The sequence below is a fragment of the Mycobacterium sp. genome (genome assembly GCF_046330795.1).
GTDB lineage: Bacteria > Actinomycetota > Actinomycetes > Mycobacteriales > Mycobacteriaceae > Mycobacterium.
The window spans coordinates 963707-978515 of sequence record NZ_JAXLSA010000001.1; the positions used below are offsets into that span (position 1 = coordinate 963707).

Sequence of the window (14809 nt, forward strand, 5' to 3'; positions counted from 1 at the left end):
CGCCGGATTCCCACGTCAGGCGAGGTGAGCCACCGCATCGCGCAGCCGTTCGGCGGCTGCGCGCACGGCGGCCACCTCGGGTCCGGCCCGCAGCACCTCGCGGGATACCGCGGGCAATAGCTGGCCGGGGCGCGCGCCGCCCAGGCCGGCCAGGGTCTCGGGACGGCCGCCCTGGGCTCCCACTCCGGGCACCAGGACCGGCCCGCCCAGACCGCTGACGTCGGGCACCTCGGTCAGGGTGGCGCCGACGACGACGCCCACCAGCCCAGGATCGGCGGCGTTGACGGCGGCCGCGGCGTCCACGACGGACTGCGCGACGGTCCGGCCGTCCGCCCGGACGGCGCGCTGGACTCCGGCGCCCTCCGGGTTGGAGGTGGCGGCCAGCACGAACACACCGCGGTCGTGCGCCGCAGCGGTGTCCAGCAGCGGCTGTAGCGAGCCGAAGCCGAGGTACGGCGAGGCCGTCACCGCATCACACGCCAGCGGGCCATCGGCCGCCCATGCGGCGGCATAGGCGGCCATAGTGGTACCGATGTCGCCGCGTTTGGCGTCGGCGAGTACCAGGACGCCGTTGGCCCGCAGTTCGGCCATCGTGCGCTCGAGGACGGCGAAGCCGGCCGACCCGTAGGTCTCGAAGAACGCCACCTGGGGTTTGACGATCGCGAATCCGGCGAAGGCGGCCACGCACACATCACAGAAGGCGGCCAGACCATCGGCGTCGGCCGTCAGCCCCCACGCGGCGAGCAGTTCCGGATGCGGGTCGATCCCCGGGCACAGCGGCCCCCGGCCGGCGACCGCGGCCGTCAGCCGGGAACCGAATCCGCTCACGGCCGGCGGTCCAGCGCGTGATGCAGTTCCTGCAGCGACTGCACACCGATGTCACCACGGATGCCGGCCTCGATCCCCTGCACGGCCGCCGAAGCGCCCTGCACGGTGGTCACGCACGGGATGTTCATCTGCACGGCGGCCGAACGGATCTCGTAGCCGTCGATGCGCGGCCCGGAGTTGCCGTAGGGCGTGTTGATCACCATGTCGACCGCGCCGGCCCGGATCGCCTCGACCGCCGACATCTCCGGCCGGCCGCCGCCCGGCTGCTCGAAGTGCTTGCGCACCACCTCGACAGGAATCCCGTTGCGCCGCAGCATCTCCGCCGTACCGTCGGTGGCCAGCACCCGGAACCCGAGGTCGGCCAGGCGTTTGACCGGGAACACCAGGGAACGTTTGTCCCGGTTGGCCACCGACACGAAGATGGTGCCCGAAGCGGGCAGTGAACCGTAGGCGGCGGTCTGACTCTTGGCGAACGCACTGCCGAAGTTCGAGTCGATTCCCATGACCTCGCCGGTGGACTTCATCTCCGGACCCAGCAGCGAGTCGACGTTGGAACCGTCGGCGCGGCGGAACCGGTGGAAGGGCAGAACGGCTTCCTTGACCGCAATCGGCGCATTCGGGGCCGGGGTGGCACCGTCGCCCTCGGCGATCAGGATGCCCTCGGCGCGCAGCTGGGCGATGCTCTCCCCCAGCATGATCCGCGCGCAGGCCTTGGCCAGCGGCACCGCGGTGGCCTTGGACACGAACGGCACGGTCCGGCTGGCCCGCGGGTTGGCCTCGAGCACGTAGAGGACGTCGTCCTTCAGGGCGTACTGCACGTTCAGCAGTCCGACCACGCCGATACCGTGCGCAATGGCCTCGGTGGCCCGGCGCACCGCGGCAATGTCGCTGCGGCCCAACGTAACCGGTGGCAGCGCGCAGGCCGAGTCGCCGGAATGGATGCCGGCCTCCTCAATGTGCTCCATCACGCCGCCGATGTACACCTCGGTGCCATCGCAGAGCGCGTCGACGTCGATCTCGATGGCATCCTCGAGGAACCGGTCGACCAGGACCGGGTGTTCCGGGGACAGTTCGGTCGCGCGCTCGATGTAGCCCTTCAGATTCTCCTCGTCGTACACGATCTCCATGCCCCGGCCACCGAGCACGTAGGAGGGCCGCACCAGCACCGGATACCCGATGTCACCGGCGATCTTGCGGGCCTGCTCGAAACTGGTCGCGGTGCCGAACCGCGGAGCGGGCAGCCCCGCGCCGATCAGCACCTCACCGAACGCGCCGCGATCCTCGGCCAGGTCGATCGCCCGCGGACTGGTGCCGACGATCGGGACACCGGCCCGCTCGAGGCGTTCGGCCAGTCCCAGCGGGGTCTGCCCGCCCAGCTGCACGATCACACCCACCACACCGGGTCCGCCGGCCCCGGAGCCCTGTTCGGCGCGGTAGACCTCGAGCACGTCCTCGAACGTCAGCGGTTCGAAGTACAACCGGTCGGCGGTGTCGTAGTCGGTGGACACCGTCTCCGGATTGCAGTTGACCATGACGGTCTCGAATCCGGCCTGGCTCAACGTGGTTGCCGCGTGCACACAGCTGTAGTCGAACTCGATGCCCTGACCGATGCGGTTGGGCCCGGATCCCAGGATGAGCACCTTGGGCCGGTCGGTCTGCGGGGCCACCTCGGTCTCGGCGGCGGGATCGAGTTCGTAGCTCGAGTAGTGGTACGGAGTGCGGGCCTCGAACTCGGCCGCGCAGGTGTCGACCGTCTTGTACACCGGGTGGATGTTCAGCCGCTCGCGCAGTGTCCGCACTCCGGCCTCGCCGGCCAGTTCCGGTCGCAGCGCGGCGATCTGACGATCCGACAGGCCGCTGTGCTTGCACCGCCGCAGCAGGTCCTCGTCGAGAACCGCCGCCTGCAGCAGTTCGGCGCGCAGCGCCACCAAGGAGTTGATCTGGTCGACGAACCACGGGTCGACGCCGGAGGCCGCGGCCACCTGCTCGACGCCGGCGCCCAGGCGCAGCGCGTACTCGATGTCGTAGAGCCGGCCGTCCTTGGCCGTGCGCAGCCGGTGGAGAACGTCGTCGACGGAACCCTCGGGATCGGGCCCCGTCCAGAAGCCGGCCCGTTTGGTCTCCAGCGACCGCATGACCTTGCCGAGCGCCTCGATGAAGTTGCGGCCCAACGACATCGCCTCACCGACGGACTTCATGGTGGTGGTCAGGGTGTCGTCGGCGCCGGGGAACTTCTCGAATGCGAACCGTGGCGCCTTGACCACCACATAGTCCAGCGTCGGCTCGAAGCAGGCCGGGGTCTCCTTGGTGATGTCGTTGACGATCTCGTCGAGGGTGTAGCCGATGGCCAGCTTGGCGGCCATCTTGGCGATCGGGAAGCCGGTGGCCTTGGAGGCCAGGGCGCTCGACCGCGAGACCCGCGGGTTCATCTCGATGACGATCAGCCGGCCGTCGCGGGGATCGATGGCGAACTGGATGTTGCAGCCGCCCGTGTCGACGCCGACCTCGCGCAGGATCGCGATGCCCAGGTCGCGCATGTCCTGGTATTCGCGGTCGGTCAGCGTCATCGCGGGAGCCACGGTGACCGAGTCCCCGGTGTGCACGCCCATCGGGTCGAAGTTCTCGATCGAGCAGACCACCACCACGTTGTCGTGGTGGTCCCTCATGAGCTCGAGTTCGTATTCCTTCCAGCCGTAGATGGACTCCTCGATCAGCACGTTGGCGCTGGGCGATGCCGCCAGGCCGTCGCCGGCCATCCGTTCGACGTCCTCGACGGTGGCGGCCATGCCCGAGCCCAGGCCACCCATGGTGAAGCTGGGCCGCACGACCACCGGCAAGCCGAGTTCGGCCACTGTCTCGCGGACCTCGTCCATGGTGAAACACACACGGCTGCGGGCGGATTCGCCTCCCACCTTGGCGACGATGTCCTTGAAACGCTGCCGGTCCTCGCCGCGCTGGATGGCGTCGAAGTCGGCGCCGATCATCTCCACGCCGTAGCGTTCCAGCGCGCCGTTCTCGTGCAGCGCCACGGCGGTGTTCAGCGCCGTCTGCCCGCCGAGGGTGGCCAACAGCGCGTCGATCTTGTGGCCGTTGGCGGCCTGCTGGGCGATCACCTTCTCGACGAAGGCCGGGGTGATGGGCTCGACATAGGTGTGGTCGGCGTACTCCGGGTCGGTCATGATGGTCGCCGGATTCGAGTTGACCAGGCTGACCTCGATGCCCTCGGAGCGCAGGACGCGGCAGGCCTGGGTGCCCGAGTAGTCGAACTCGCAGGCCTGGCCGATGACGATGGGCCCGGACCCGATCACCAGAACGTGGTTGATGTCGGTGCGACGTGGCATTACTTCCCCACCTTGTGCGCGACCGTGCACCCTTGTGCATTTGTCAGGGGCAGATCTGCATATGGGTGCACGCTCGCGATCACTTGTCTCCCGCCATCAGGTCGACGAACTGGTCGAACAGGTACTCGGCGTCGTGCGGGCCGGCCGCCGCCTCGGGGTGGTACTGGACCGAGAAGGCCCGGCCATCGAGCAGTCGGATGCCTTCCACCACACCGTCATTGGCGCAGGTGTGGCTCACCACCGCCCGACCGAACGGTGTGTCGAACTCCTCGCCGGCCTCCCCCTCGAGGGCGAAGCCGTGGTTCTGCGCGGTGATCGCGACCCGCCCCGTCGCATGATCCATGACCGGGATGTTGATCCCGCGGTGGCCGAAGGTCATCTTGTAGGTGGACCGGCCCAGCGCGCGACCGAGGATCTGGTTGCCGAAACAGATTCCGAACAACGGGATCCCGGCACCCAGCACCTCACGGGTGACCGCGACCATCGCGTCGGCCGTCGCGGGATCGCCCGGCCCGTTGGACAGGAACACCCCGTCCGGCTTCAGGTCGGCGATCTGGGCGAAGGTGGCCGAACTGGGCAGCACGTGGCTGCGGATACCGCGCTCGGCGAAGTTGCGCGGTGTGTTGGTCTTGATGCCCAGGTCCAGCGCGGCGACGGTAAACCGATATGGCCCTTCGGGTTCCACCAGATACCCGGCATCCGTGCTGACCTGCCCGGCCAGATCGGCGCCCAGCATGGAGTCCTGCCCACGCACCCGGTCCAGTAGCTCGTCCTCGGTGGCCAGCGCCGGGCCCGAGAACACGCCGGCCTTCATCGAGCCGCGGGTGCGCAGGTGCCGCACCACCGCGCGGGTGTCGATCCCGGCGACGCCGACGACACCCTGGCGTACCAGTTCGTCGTCGAGCGTCCCGGTGGCCCGCCAGTTCGACGCCCGCGGCGACGGATCGCGCACCGCGTAGCCGGCCACCCAGATCTTGTCGTCGCGGCTCTCGCTGTCCTCACCGTTCCAGCCGGTGTTGCCGATCTGGGGCGCGGTGGCGATCACGATCTGGCGGTGATAGCTGGGATCGGTCAGCGTCTCCTGGTAGCCGGACATGCCGGTGGAGAACACCGCCTCGCCCAGAGTCTGGCCGACGGCTCCGAATTCACGGCCGGTGAACATCCGGCCGTCCTCGAGCACCAGTACCGCCTTGCCGGTCATGCCGCCCCTCCCTGTTCGGCGCCCTCGGACGCCGCGATCCATCTGTCGTGGTCCGCACGCTCGTCGGCGCGGAAGCCGGTGTCGATCTCGGTACCGCCGGGCAGTCGCCAGCGGATGGCCAGGATGCCGTCGTGCGTGAGCACCTTCCCGGCGATACCGCGTTCGGCCCGGATGGCCGTGACGGCGTCGGCCGGGATCCAGATCGGGCGACCGCCGCTGCGCTGCAGCATGATTCCCTCCGGATAGCGGGTCAGCACGCCCTTGGTGCGGTAGCCCAGATCGCCGACGGCGATCCGGTCCTGCCAGCTGGGCGCGATGGTGCTGCCGACGTAGAGGCCCTTGATGCCCGGAATCACCGCCTGGCCCACCGTATCCGGCAGCGGCGGGAGTTGCCCGATGGTCGAGATCTGGCGCTGGGCACGATGGCGCCAGCCGCGCAGCATGAGATGGATGACGAGGGCGATCACCACCACCAGGGTCCCCGCGAAGACCAGCGACCCGACCAGGGTTCCGGTGTTCATCCGCGTCCCGGGCTCACCGGGCGACCTTCCCGTCGCGCGTGGTGATCTTGCCGCGCAGCAGGGTGGCGGTCACCGTCGCCGGCAGGGTCATGGCCTCGTACGGGGTGTTCGCGGACGGCCCGGCGAGCTGATCGCCGGCCACCGTCCAGGAGCCGGCGGGATCGACCACGGTGAGATTCGCCGGCTCACCGACCTCGAGCGGCCGGCCCTGATCCGGCAGCCCGACGATGCGGGCCGGGTTCTCGCTCATCACCCGGGCCACGTCGCGCCAGGTGAACAGCCCGGAGGCGACCATCGCCTCGGCGACCACCGACAACGCGGTCTGCAGCCCCATCATGCCGGGGCGGGCATTCGCGAACTCCACACATTTCTCGTGTTCGGCGTGCGGGGCGTGATCGGTTGCCACACAGTCGATCACACCGTCGGCCAGGGCCTGCCGCAGCGCGGCGACGTCGGCGGCCTCCCGCAGCGGCGGGTTGACCCGGTTGACGCCGTCGTAGGTCTCCAGCCGGCCGTCGTCGAGCAGCAGGTGATGCGGGGTGACCTCGGCGGTGATCGAAATGCCTTGCGCCTTGGCCCATTTGAGGATCTCGACGGTGCCCGCGGTGGAGGCGTGGCAGATGTGCACCCGGGCGCCGGCATCCCTGGCCAGGATGGCGTCCCGGGCCACGATCGACTCCTCGGCCGAACGCGGCCAGCCGGCCAGGCCCAGCCGGGCCGCGTTGGGTCCTTCGTGCGCTACCGCGCCCACCGTCAGCCGGGGCTCCTCGGCATGCTGAGCGATCAGCACACCCAGCCCCGACGCGTACTCCAGTGCCCGGCGCATGATGAGCGGGTCGTCGACGCACTTGCCGTCGTCGGAGAACATCCGGACCTGCGCGGCGCCCTGGGCCATCAACCCCATCTCGGTGAGCTTCTTGCCCTCGAGGCCCACCGTGACCGCACCCACCGGGTGCACGTCGACCAGGCCGACATCGCGGCCGCGCTTCCAGACATGGTCGGTGACCACCGGCGAATCGGCCACCGGATCGGTGTTGGCCATCGCGAACACGGCGGTGAAACCGCCCAGAGCCGCTGCGGCCGAACCGGTTTCGATGGTCTCGGTGTACTCGCGGCCCGGCTCGCGCAGATGCGTGTGCAGATCGACGAAGCCGGGTAGCAGCACCTGCCCCTCGGCATCGATCACCTCGACCAGATCCAGATCGGCCACCAGGCCGGTACCGATCTCGGCGATCTGCCCGTCGGTGACCAGGACATCGACCTGATCGCCGTCGCCGTAGAGCCGGACGCCCTTGATCAGAATGCTGTTGCTGGATAGCTTCACGCGTCCACTCCCGTCTCGGCCGGCTGGGCCCCGATCAGCAGATGGAACAGCACCGCCATCCGCACGTGCACACCGTTGGTCACCTGCTGCAGGATCGCCGCCTGCGAAGAATCGGCCACCGACGACGCGATCTCCATGCCCCGCAGCATCGGCCCGGGGTGCATCACCACCGCGTGCTCGGGCAGCATCGCCTGCCGTTTGGCCGACAAACCGTAGGTGGCCGAGTACTCCCGTTCGGACGGGAAGAATCCGCCGTTCATCCGCTCGGCCTGTACCCGCAGCATCATCGCGGCGTCGGCGGCCGGCAGTTCGGCGTCCAGGTCGTTCGACACCCGCACCGGCCACTGCTCCACCCCCGCCGGCAGCAGCGTGCGCGGCGAGACCAGCACGACGTCGGCCCCGAGCGTCGAGAGCAGCAGCACGTTGGACCGCGCTACCCGGCTGTGCAGCACATCGCCGACGATCACGACGCGCTTACCCTCGAACCCGCCGAGCCGCTGCCGGATGGTCAGCGCGTCCAGCAGCGCCTGGGTGGGATGCTCGTGCGTGCCGTCACCGGCGTTGATGACGGCCGGTCCGGCACCGTCGGGCTCCCTGGTCCATTCGGCCAGCTGGTACGCCGACCCCGAGGCCGAGTGCCGGATAATCAGCGCATCGGCACCGGCCGCGCGCAGGGTCAGCGCGGTATCGCGCAACGACTCGCCCTTGGCCACCGAGGATCCCGACGCGCTGACGTTGATGGTGTCCGCGCTCATCCACTTGGCGGCCACCTCGAAGGACACCCGGGTCCGGGTGGAGTTCTCGTAGAACATCGTGATGACGGTGCGCCCGCGCAGGGTGGGCAGTTTCTTGACCTCGCGACCGGTCAGGGCCTGGGCGAACCGGTCGGCATTGTCCAGGATCGCGGTGGCATCCGCCCGGGTCAGATCGGCCGCGCTGAGCAGGTGTTTCACCGGGTGGGACCTCCGTGCGGGGCGATCTTGACGCTGTCGTGCCCGTCGGACTCGACCAGCCGGACCTTGACGTTCTCCGCGCGTGACGTCGGAACGTTCTTGCCGACGTAGTCGGCGCGGATCGGCAGTTCGCGGTGGCCGCGATCCACCAGGACCGCCAGCTGTACGGCCCGGGGCCGGCCCAGATCGCGCAGCGCGTCGAGGGCACCGCGGACCGAGCGGCCGGTGTAGAGCACATCGTCGACCAGGATCACCAGCGCCCCGTCGATGCCGCCCGCGGGGATGGTGGTGTCCTCGAGCGCGCGCGGCGGCTTGGTGTTCAGGTCGTCGCGGTAGAGCGTGATGTCCAGGGAGCCGTGACCGACGGCCACACCGGAGAACTCCTTGATGTTGGCGGCCAGCCGGGCCGCCAGGACGGGCCCGCGGGTGGGGATGCCGAGCAGAACGACGCGGGGCGCGTCGGGACCGTCCAGAGCGGTCTTCTCGATGATCTGATGCGCAATACGGGAGATGGTCCGGCCGACGTCCGCATCGGACATCAGTTCCCGGTCACTATCTGAGGCGCTCGTCACAGAGCCTGACCTCCTTCTCCGCCTCTCTGGACGGCTCGTTAAAGGATGTCGAACTGCCGGGCAGCTTAACAGGCCCACAGCCGGGAAGGCGAACACGGGCGCTGAGTACGCTGACCGGGTGAACCTCGACGGTAACCAGGCATCCATCCGGGAAGCGGTCGACAACGGCGTGCTGTCCGGAGCGGTGACGCTCGCCTGGCAGGCCGGAAAGGTGTTGCAGGTCAACGAGATCGGCTACCGCGACGTCGACGCCGGCCTGCCGATGCAGCGCGACACGATCTTCCGGATCGCCTCGATGACCAAACCGGTGACCGTCGCCGCCGCCATGACGCTGGTGGAACAGGGCCGGTTGGCACTGCGCGACCCGGTCACCCACTGGTTGCCGGAGCTGGCCGACCGGCAGGTGCTGGTGGACCCTCGCGGCGCCCTGGACTCGACGGTCCCGGCGATCCGCCCGATCACGGTCGAAGATCTGATGACCCACCGCAGCGGCCTGGCCTATGCGTTCTCGGTGCTGGGTCCGATCGCACGCGCCTACGCGGGCGTGTCGTTGCGCCAGGACGCCGACCACTGGCTGGCCGACATCGCCGGGCTGCCGCTGCTGCACCAGCCCGGTGAGCGACTGACCTACAGCCATTCCACCGAGCTGCTCGGGATCCTGCTCTCGCGGCTCGAGGGCAAACCGCTGCAGGACGTGCTCGCCGAGCGGATCCTCGGCCCACTGCAGATGACCGACACGGGCTTCTGGCTGACCCCCGAGCAGCGCCGGCGGGCCGCCACGATGTACAAGCTGGACGCCCACGGCCGGCTCAGTCACGACGTGATGGGTCCGGCGCCGATCTCCCCGCCGCGGTTCTCCCAGGGCGGCGGCGGATTGTGGTCCACCGCCGACGACTACCTGCGGTTCGCCCGAATGTTGTTGGCGGACGGGCAGATCGACGGTGTCCGGGTGCTGTCGGCCGAATCGGTCCGGCAGATGCGCACCGACCGGCTGACCGACGCCCAGAAGCGCATCCCGTTCCTGGGCATGCCCTACTGGCAGGGCCGGGGTTTCGGCCTGAACCTCGCGGTGGTCACCGATCCCACGCAGTCGACGCCGCTGTTCGGCCCCGGTGGGGTGGGTTCGTTCACCTGGCCCGGCGCGTTCGGCACCTGGTGGCAGGCCGATCCGACCGCCGACCTGATCCTGATCTACCTGATCCAGAACGCGCCCGACCTGGGCGCTCAGGCCGGTGAGGCCGCAGCAGCCATAGCGGGCAACACCTCGGTGGCCAAACTGCGTACCGCGCAACCGAAATTCGTCCGCCGGACGTATCAGGCGCTGGGCCTGTAGGTCGATGCCGAGCTTGTCCGACGGCTGGCCCGTCAGTCTTCGGAGTCGCGTCCCGTGGCGATCTCCTTGACCTTCTCCACGGTGTGGCTGGCGATGTCCATCGAGTCCTGGACGATGTTGCTGGCACCCTCGGCGACGTTGCCCTTGAGGATGTCCACGGCGTTGTCGACGATGTCGGCCGACATCTCGACCGCATAGGTGGCGATGTCACGAGCCGAGTCGATGGCGTCCTTCGGATTGAATCCCATGGGCAGTGAGTGTACGGCGATCTACTGCGACTGTTCCGGCCTCAGTGCATTTGCGGCGGCCCGGATCTGCGGGGTCACCAGCATGACCTGGCCCAGCACGCCGTTGACGAACCCGGGCGAATCGTCCGTGGACAGCTCCTTGGCCAGCTCGACGGCCTCGTCGACGGCCACCGGCTCGGGCACGTCGGTGGCGTGCAACAGCTCCCACACGGCGACCCGCAGGATGGCCCGGTCCACGGCCGGCAGCCGCTCGAGGGTCCAGCCCTGCAGGTGCGAACTGATCAGGTCGTCGATGTGGGCCGCGTTCTCGGTGACACCGCGCGCCACGGTCTCCGTGTACGGGTTCAGCGGTTCGATGCCGGCCTTCGAGTTGGCCAGCAGGGTGCGTGAATCGGCCACCTCGGCGGCGGTCAGACCCCGCGCCTCGGCCTCGAACAGCAGGTCGATGGCGCGTTTGCGGGCAGCGTGCCTGCCCCCCGACCTGCCGACCCGGCCTGGCTTCCCGTCCGCCCTGCCGTCAGGCATTCACGCGACCCAGGTAGCTTCCGTCGCGGGTGTCGATCTTGAGCTTGTCCCCGGTGTTGATGAACAGCGGCACCTGGATCTCCGCGCCGGTCTCCATGGTGGCCGGCTTGGTGCCCGCCGACGATCGGTCGCCCTGCAGGCCGGGCTCGGTGTGGCTGACCAGCAGTTCGACCGACACCGGCAGCTCGAGGTAGAGCGCCGCGCCGTTGTTGAAGGCGATCTGCACCGGCATCGACTCCAGCAGGAAGTTGGCGGCGTCACCGACCAGCGACTCGGACAGCGGATGCTGCTCGTAGTCCTCGGAGTCCATGAACACGAAGTCGCTGCCATCGCGGTAGAGGTAGGTGGCGTCGCGGCGGTCGACGGTTTCGACCTCCACCTTGACCCCGGCGTTGTAGGTCTTGTCGACGACCTTGCCCGAGACGACGTTCTTGAGCTTGGTCCGCACGAACGCCGGACCCTTACCGGGCTTGACGTGCTGGAACTCGACGATCTGCCACAACTGGCCATCGATGTTGAGGACGAGGCCGTTCTTGAAATCGGCAGTCGATGCCACGATAGGTACTCCTAGTTCAGGATCTGCAGTTCCTTGGGGAACCGGGTAAGCAGGTCTGGGCCGTGCTCGCCGATGACGAGCGTGTCCTCGATGCGGACTCCGCCGCGATCGGGCAAGTAGACGCCTGGCTCCACGGTGACCGCGGAGCCAGCAAGCAGTGTACCGGCGGCGGTGGCGTTGATTCCCGGCGCTTCGTGGATCTGCAACCCGACGCCGTGACCGAGTCCGTGGCTGAATGTCTCCCCGTAGCCGGCCTCGGCGATCACGCACCGCGCCGCATCGTCCACGCCGGCCAGCTCCACACCCGGGGCCAGCGCATCCCGGCCGGCCCGTTGCGCGGTGGCCACCAGCGAGTAGATCTCGCGCTGCCAGTCCTGCGCGGCGCCGAGCACGAAGGTGCGCGTCATGTCCGAGTGGTATCCGCCGACGAGTGCGCCGAAATCGATCTTGACGAAGTCGCCGTGGGCCAGCACGGCGTCGGTCGGCCGGTGGTGCGGGACCGCGGAATTGGGACCGGCGGCGACGATCGTCTCGAACGACGGGCCGTCGGCGCCCTGCGCGAGCATCAGCGCCTCGAGCTCGTTGCGGACCTCCTTCTCGGTGCGCCCCGGTCGCAGGCCGCCGTGCTCGATCAGGTCGGCCAGCGCGGCGTCGGCGGCCTCGCACGCCAGCCGCAGCAGGGCGACCTCGCCGGCATCCTTGACCTCGCGCAGTCCCTCCACCGTGCCCGATGCGCGGACCAGTCGGGCAGTCCCGCCGAGTTGCTTCTCGAGCGCGTCGAAGGCGTCCACCGTCACCACATGACCCTCGAAACCGATCCGGCCGGCGCCGGCCGTCACGGCGCGGGCCGTCAGCCGCGGACCGCAGGCGCGTTCGATGACCGTCTGCAGATCGGGCGCCTGGCGTGCCGCCTGCGTGAGGTATCGGCCGTCGGTGGCCAGCAGCGCGGGCCGGTCGTCCGCGAAAACCAGCAGTGCCGCGTTGGAACCGGTGAACCCCGACAGATAGCGCACGTTGTTGAGGTCGCTGACCAGCATCGCGTCCAGATCCGCGGCCTGCAGCCGGTGACTCAGAGCGTCACGTCGCTGGATATGTGTCACGGCCCACGACGCTACTCGCTACGCTGTGGCCCCATGGGTAAGTGGTTGCCGCGCGGCCTGGCGTTCGCGGCGTTGATGGTCGTCGTCCGCGTGGTGCAGGGCACCCTGATCAACCAGTTCGAGACGCACGCCGTGATGATCAGCGTCGCGCTGTGCGCGGTGCTCGTCGTCCTGGCGTTGGTGTGGGGCTGGGTCGACGGCCGCACCGACGCGCGGACCAATCCCGATCCGGACCGCCGCGAGGACTTCGCGATGACCTGGCTGCTGGCGGGTCTGGTGGCCGGCCTGTTGTCCGGGATCGTGTCGTGGGCCATCGCCATGGTGTACAAACCGCTCTACACGGCCGGCCTGATCAGTGAGCTCAGCACATTCGCGGCGTTCACCGCCCTGATGGTGTTCCTGCCCGCGGTCCTGGGCGTGGCGATCGGCCGGTGGCTGATCGATCGCAACGCGCCGGAGGTGACGCGGCACGGCAGCGCGCACGACGCCGCCGACCTGGACCGGGCCGACACCGATGTGTTCGCCGCGGTGCGTGACGACGCCACGGCGACGGCCGAGACCCCGCGCGCCGAGTAGCTACCCGGTGATCTCGGAGTAGGCCGCGGCGATCAGCGCCGGATCCGGACCCTCGAGGCGGCCCGGCTTGGCCAGACCGTCGAGCACCACGAAACGCAGCACGCCGGCGCGGTTCTTCTTGTCGCCGGCCATGTACTCCAGCAGCTGAGGCAGCGCGTCGGCCTCGTAGGTCACGGGCAGCCCGAGCGCGGTGAGCACGCTGCGATGCCGGTCCGCGGTCTCGTCGTCGAGCCGGCCGGCCAGCCGGCCCAGTTCGGCGGCGAACACCAGGCCCACCGACACGGCCGCGCCGTGCCGCCAGCGGTAGCGCTCGCGGCGCTCGATGGCGTGGGCCAGGGTGTGCCCGTAGTTGAGGATCTCCCGCAGTGCGGATTCCTTCTCGTCGGCGGCCACCACCTCGGCCTTGACGGCGATCGCGCGCCGGATGAGCTCCGGCAGCACGGCGCCCGACGGGTCCAGGGCGGCCTGCGGATCGGCCTCGATCAGATCGAGGATCACCGGATCGGCGATGAACCCGGCCTTGACGATCTCCGCCATCCCGGCGACCAGCTCGTTGCGCGGCAACGTCGCCAGCATCGCGAGGTCCACGAGCACCGCCCGCGGCTGGTGGAACGCGCCCACCAGATTCTTGCCGGCGTCGGTGTTGATCCCGGTCTTGCCGCCCACCGCGGCGTCCACCATGGCCAGCAGAGTGGTGGGCACGTGCACGATGTCGACGCCGCGCAGCCAGGTGGCGGCGATGAAACCGGCGACGTCGGTGGCGGCGCCGCCACCGAGGCTCACCACAACGTCCTTGCGGCCCAGCCCTATTCGGCCCAGCACCTCCCAGACATAGCCGACGACGGGCAGGTCCTTGCCGTTCTCGGCATCCGGGATCTCGATGCGATGCGCGTCGATGCCCTTGTCGGACAGGAACTTACGCACCGACTCGGCGGTCTGGGCCAGGGTCGGCTGATGGAGCACGGCCACCTTGTGGGTGCCGTCGAGCAGGTCGCCGAGCTCACCGAGCAGACCGGTGCCGATGATGACCGGATACGGCGGGTCGACGGCCACCTCCACGGTGACGGGTTCTGGGTGTTCGCTCACTGTCCTGCCTTGGAACGTTGTCCTGCCTTGGTGCGGCGCGCCGCCAGGGCGGCCGGGATCGCCGGGGTCGGTACGGACGAGCCGGGTAGCACGTTGGCGCGCCACGGCGGCCGGCGTCGGCGTCGCGGCGGCGGCCCCGGGTTCTCCAGCCGGTGGATCAGGTGGTGCACCACCGCGCCCGGGTTGCGCCGGTTGGTGTTCACCCGCATGGTGGCGACCTCCCGGTACAGCGGGACCCGCTGCCCCATCAGCTCGCGGTATTTCTCGGCCGGGTCGTCGCCGGCCAGCAACGGCCGCGGCGCACCCCCGGTGGTACGCCGAACCCCTTCGGCCGCACTGATTTCCAGATACACCACGGTGTGTCCGGCCAGCGCCTCGCGGACACCGGGACTGGTGATGGCGCCGCCGCCCAGCGACACGATCCCCTCGTGGGAGGACAGGGCCGCCTTGACGACCTCCTCCTCGATCCGCCGGAACTCCTGCTCGCCGTCGTTGGCGAAGATGTCGGCGATGGTGCGGCCGGTGGTCTCGACGATTGCGGCGTCGGTGTCCAGCAACGGCAGGTCCATGGCCTTGGCCAGCCGACGCCCGATGGTGGACTTACCCGATCCGGGCATCCCGACGAGAACCGCCTTGGGCGCCATG

The 14809-nt window shown here is 69.4% G+C and carries 14 protein-coding genes and 1 pseudogene; 2 read left to right on the forward strand and 13 right to left on the reverse strand.

The window, feature by feature from the left end; all coding sequences use genetic code 11:
- Nucleotides 1–15 precede the first annotated feature (15 nt).
- The 7 genes from pyrF to pyrR all read right to left on the reverse strand — a co-directional run bounded on the left by pyrF (nucleotide 16) and on the right by pyrR (nucleotide 8740).
- Entirely contained in the window at nucleotides 16–828 is an 813-nt protein-coding gene (gene pyrF / locus U0R18_RS04525; protein ID WP_526366348.1) for an orotidine-5'-phosphate decarboxylase, read from the reverse strand.
- The gene (gene carB, locus U0R18_RS04530; RefSeq protein ID WP_526366350.1) at nucleotides 825–4169 is read right to left on the reverse strand and encodes a carbamoyl-phosphate synthase large subunit; all 3345 of its coding nucleotides are present in this window, start codon (nucleotides 4167–4169) and stop codon (nucleotides 825–827) included. Before carB ends, pyrF begins: the two co-directional genes overlap by 4 nt.
- 79 nt (nucleotides 4170–4248) lie before the next feature.
- Nucleotides 4249–5370, reverse strand: a complete 1122-nt coding sequence (gene carA, locus U0R18_RS04535) for a glutamine-hydrolyzing carbamoyl-phosphate synthase small subunit (protein WP_526366352.1) — start codon at nucleotides 5368–5370, stop codon at nucleotides 4249–4251.
- A complete protein-coding gene (locus U0R18_RS04540) occupies nucleotides 5367–5891 on the reverse strand; it encodes a PH-like domain-containing protein (protein WP_526366354.1) in 525 nt (174 codons plus the stop codon). The genes carA and U0R18_RS04540 overlap by 4 nt, the downstream gene beginning before the upstream one ends.
- Nucleotides 5892–5904: 13 nt before the next feature.
- Nucleotides 5905–7215, reverse strand: a complete 1311-nt coding sequence (locus U0R18_RS04545) for a dihydroorotase (RefSeq protein WP_526366356.1) — start codon at nucleotides 7213–7215, stop codon at nucleotides 5905–5907.
- Nucleotides 7212–8168 carry an aspartate carbamoyltransferase catalytic subunit gene (locus U0R18_RS04550; RefSeq protein ID WP_526366358.1) on the reverse strand — a complete coding sequence of 319 codons (957 nt, stop codon included), beginning with the start codon at nucleotides 8166–8168 and terminating at the stop codon, nucleotides 7212–7214. The genes U0R18_RS04545 and U0R18_RS04550 overlap by 4 nt, the downstream gene beginning before the upstream one ends.
- Nucleotides 8165–8740, reverse strand: a complete 576-nt coding sequence (gene pyrR, locus U0R18_RS04555; RefSeq protein WP_526366360.1) for a bifunctional pyr operon transcriptional regulator/uracil phosphoribosyltransferase PyrR — start codon at nucleotides 8738–8740, stop codon at nucleotides 8165–8167. The genes U0R18_RS04550 and pyrR overlap by 4 nt, the downstream gene beginning before the upstream one ends.
- Before the next feature lie 118 nt (nucleotides 8741–8858).
- On the opposite strand from pyrR, the gene U0R18_RS04560 reads away from it, so the two are divergent.
- The gene (locus U0R18_RS04560; RefSeq protein ID WP_526366362.1) at nucleotides 8859–10073 is read left to right on the forward strand and encodes a serine hydrolase domain-containing protein; all 1215 of its coding nucleotides are present in this window, start codon (nucleotides 8859–8861) and stop codon (nucleotides 10071–10073) included.
- Between the two features lie 32 nt (nucleotides 10074–10105).
- On the opposite strand, the gene U0R18_RS04565 is transcribed toward U0R18_RS04560, so the two are convergent.
- From U0R18_RS04565 to U0R18_RS04580, 4 genes are read right to left on the reverse strand one after another with little or no spacing between them, the layout of a single operon-like run.
- Nucleotides 10106–10321 carry an Rv1893 family protein gene (locus tag U0R18_RS04565; protein ID WP_526366364.1) on the reverse strand — a complete coding sequence of 72 codons (216 nt, stop codon included), beginning with the start codon at nucleotides 10319–10321 and terminating at the stop codon, nucleotides 10106–10108.
- Nucleotides 10322–10342: 21 nt separating this feature from the next.
- Nucleotides 10343–10846: a transcription antitermination factor NusB gene (nusB, locus tag U0R18_RS04570; protein ID WP_526366366.1), complete on the reverse strand. Its 504-nt coding sequence runs from the start codon at nucleotides 10844–10846 to the stop codon at nucleotides 10343–10345.
- Nucleotides 10839–11402 carry an elongation factor P gene (gene efp, locus U0R18_RS04575; protein WP_526366368.1) on the reverse strand — a complete coding sequence of 188 codons (564 nt, stop codon included), beginning with the start codon at nucleotides 11400–11402 and terminating at the stop codon, nucleotides 10839–10841. Before efp ends, nusB begins: the two co-directional genes overlap by 8 nt.
- A gap of 11 nt (nucleotides 11403–11413) precedes the next feature.
- Complete coding sequence (locus U0R18_RS04580) at nucleotides 11414–12502, reverse strand: M24 family metallopeptidase (RefSeq protein ID WP_526366370.1); 1089 nt, start codon at nucleotides 12500–12502, stop codon at nucleotides 11414–11416.
- A 33-nt stretch (nucleotides 12503–12535) separates the two neighbouring features.
- Between U0R18_RS04580 and U0R18_RS04585 the strand changes: the two genes are divergently transcribed.
- Entirely contained in the window at nucleotides 12536–13078 is a 543-nt protein-coding gene (locus U0R18_RS04585; protein ID WP_526366372.1) for a B-4DMT family transporter, read from the forward strand.
- Here the strand turns inward: U0R18_RS04585 and aroB are convergent, their stop codons facing one another.
- A complete protein-coding gene (aroB, locus tag U0R18_RS04590) occupies nucleotides 13079–14164 on the reverse strand; it encodes a 3-dehydroquinate synthase (protein ID WP_526366374.1) in 1086 nt (361 codons plus the stop codon).
- Nucleotides 14165–14295: 131 nt separating this feature from the next.
- Nucleotides 14296–14808 (reverse strand): annotated as a pseudogene (locus tag U0R18_RS04595) (shikimate kinase); the annotation flags it as partial.
- Nucleotide 14809: the final 1 nt, after the last annotated feature.

Coding starts and splice junctions, on each gene's coding strand:
- carB (WP_526366350.1), bottom strand. CDS start 4,169: ATGCCACGTCGCACCGACATCAACCACGTTCTGGTGATCGGGTCCGGG.
- carA (WP_526366352.1), bottom strand. CDS start 5,370: ATGACCGGCAAGGCGGTACTGGTGCTCGAGGACGGCCGGATGTTCACC.
- U0R18_RS04540 (WP_526366354.1), bottom strand. CDS start 5,891: ATGAACACCGGAACCCTGGTCGGGTCGCTGGTCTTCGCGGGGACCCTG.
- U0R18_RS04565 (WP_526366364.1), bottom strand. CDS start 10,321: ATGGGATTCAATCCGAAGGACGCCATCGACTCGGCTCGTGACATCGCC.
- nusB (WP_526366366.1), bottom strand. CDS start 10,846: ATGCCTGACGGCAGGGCGGACGGGAAGCCAGGCCGGGTCGGCAGGTCG.
- U0R18_RS04585 (WP_526366372.1), top strand. CDS start 12,536: ATGGGTAAGTGGTTGCCGCGCGGCCTGGCGTTCGCGGCGTTGATGGTC.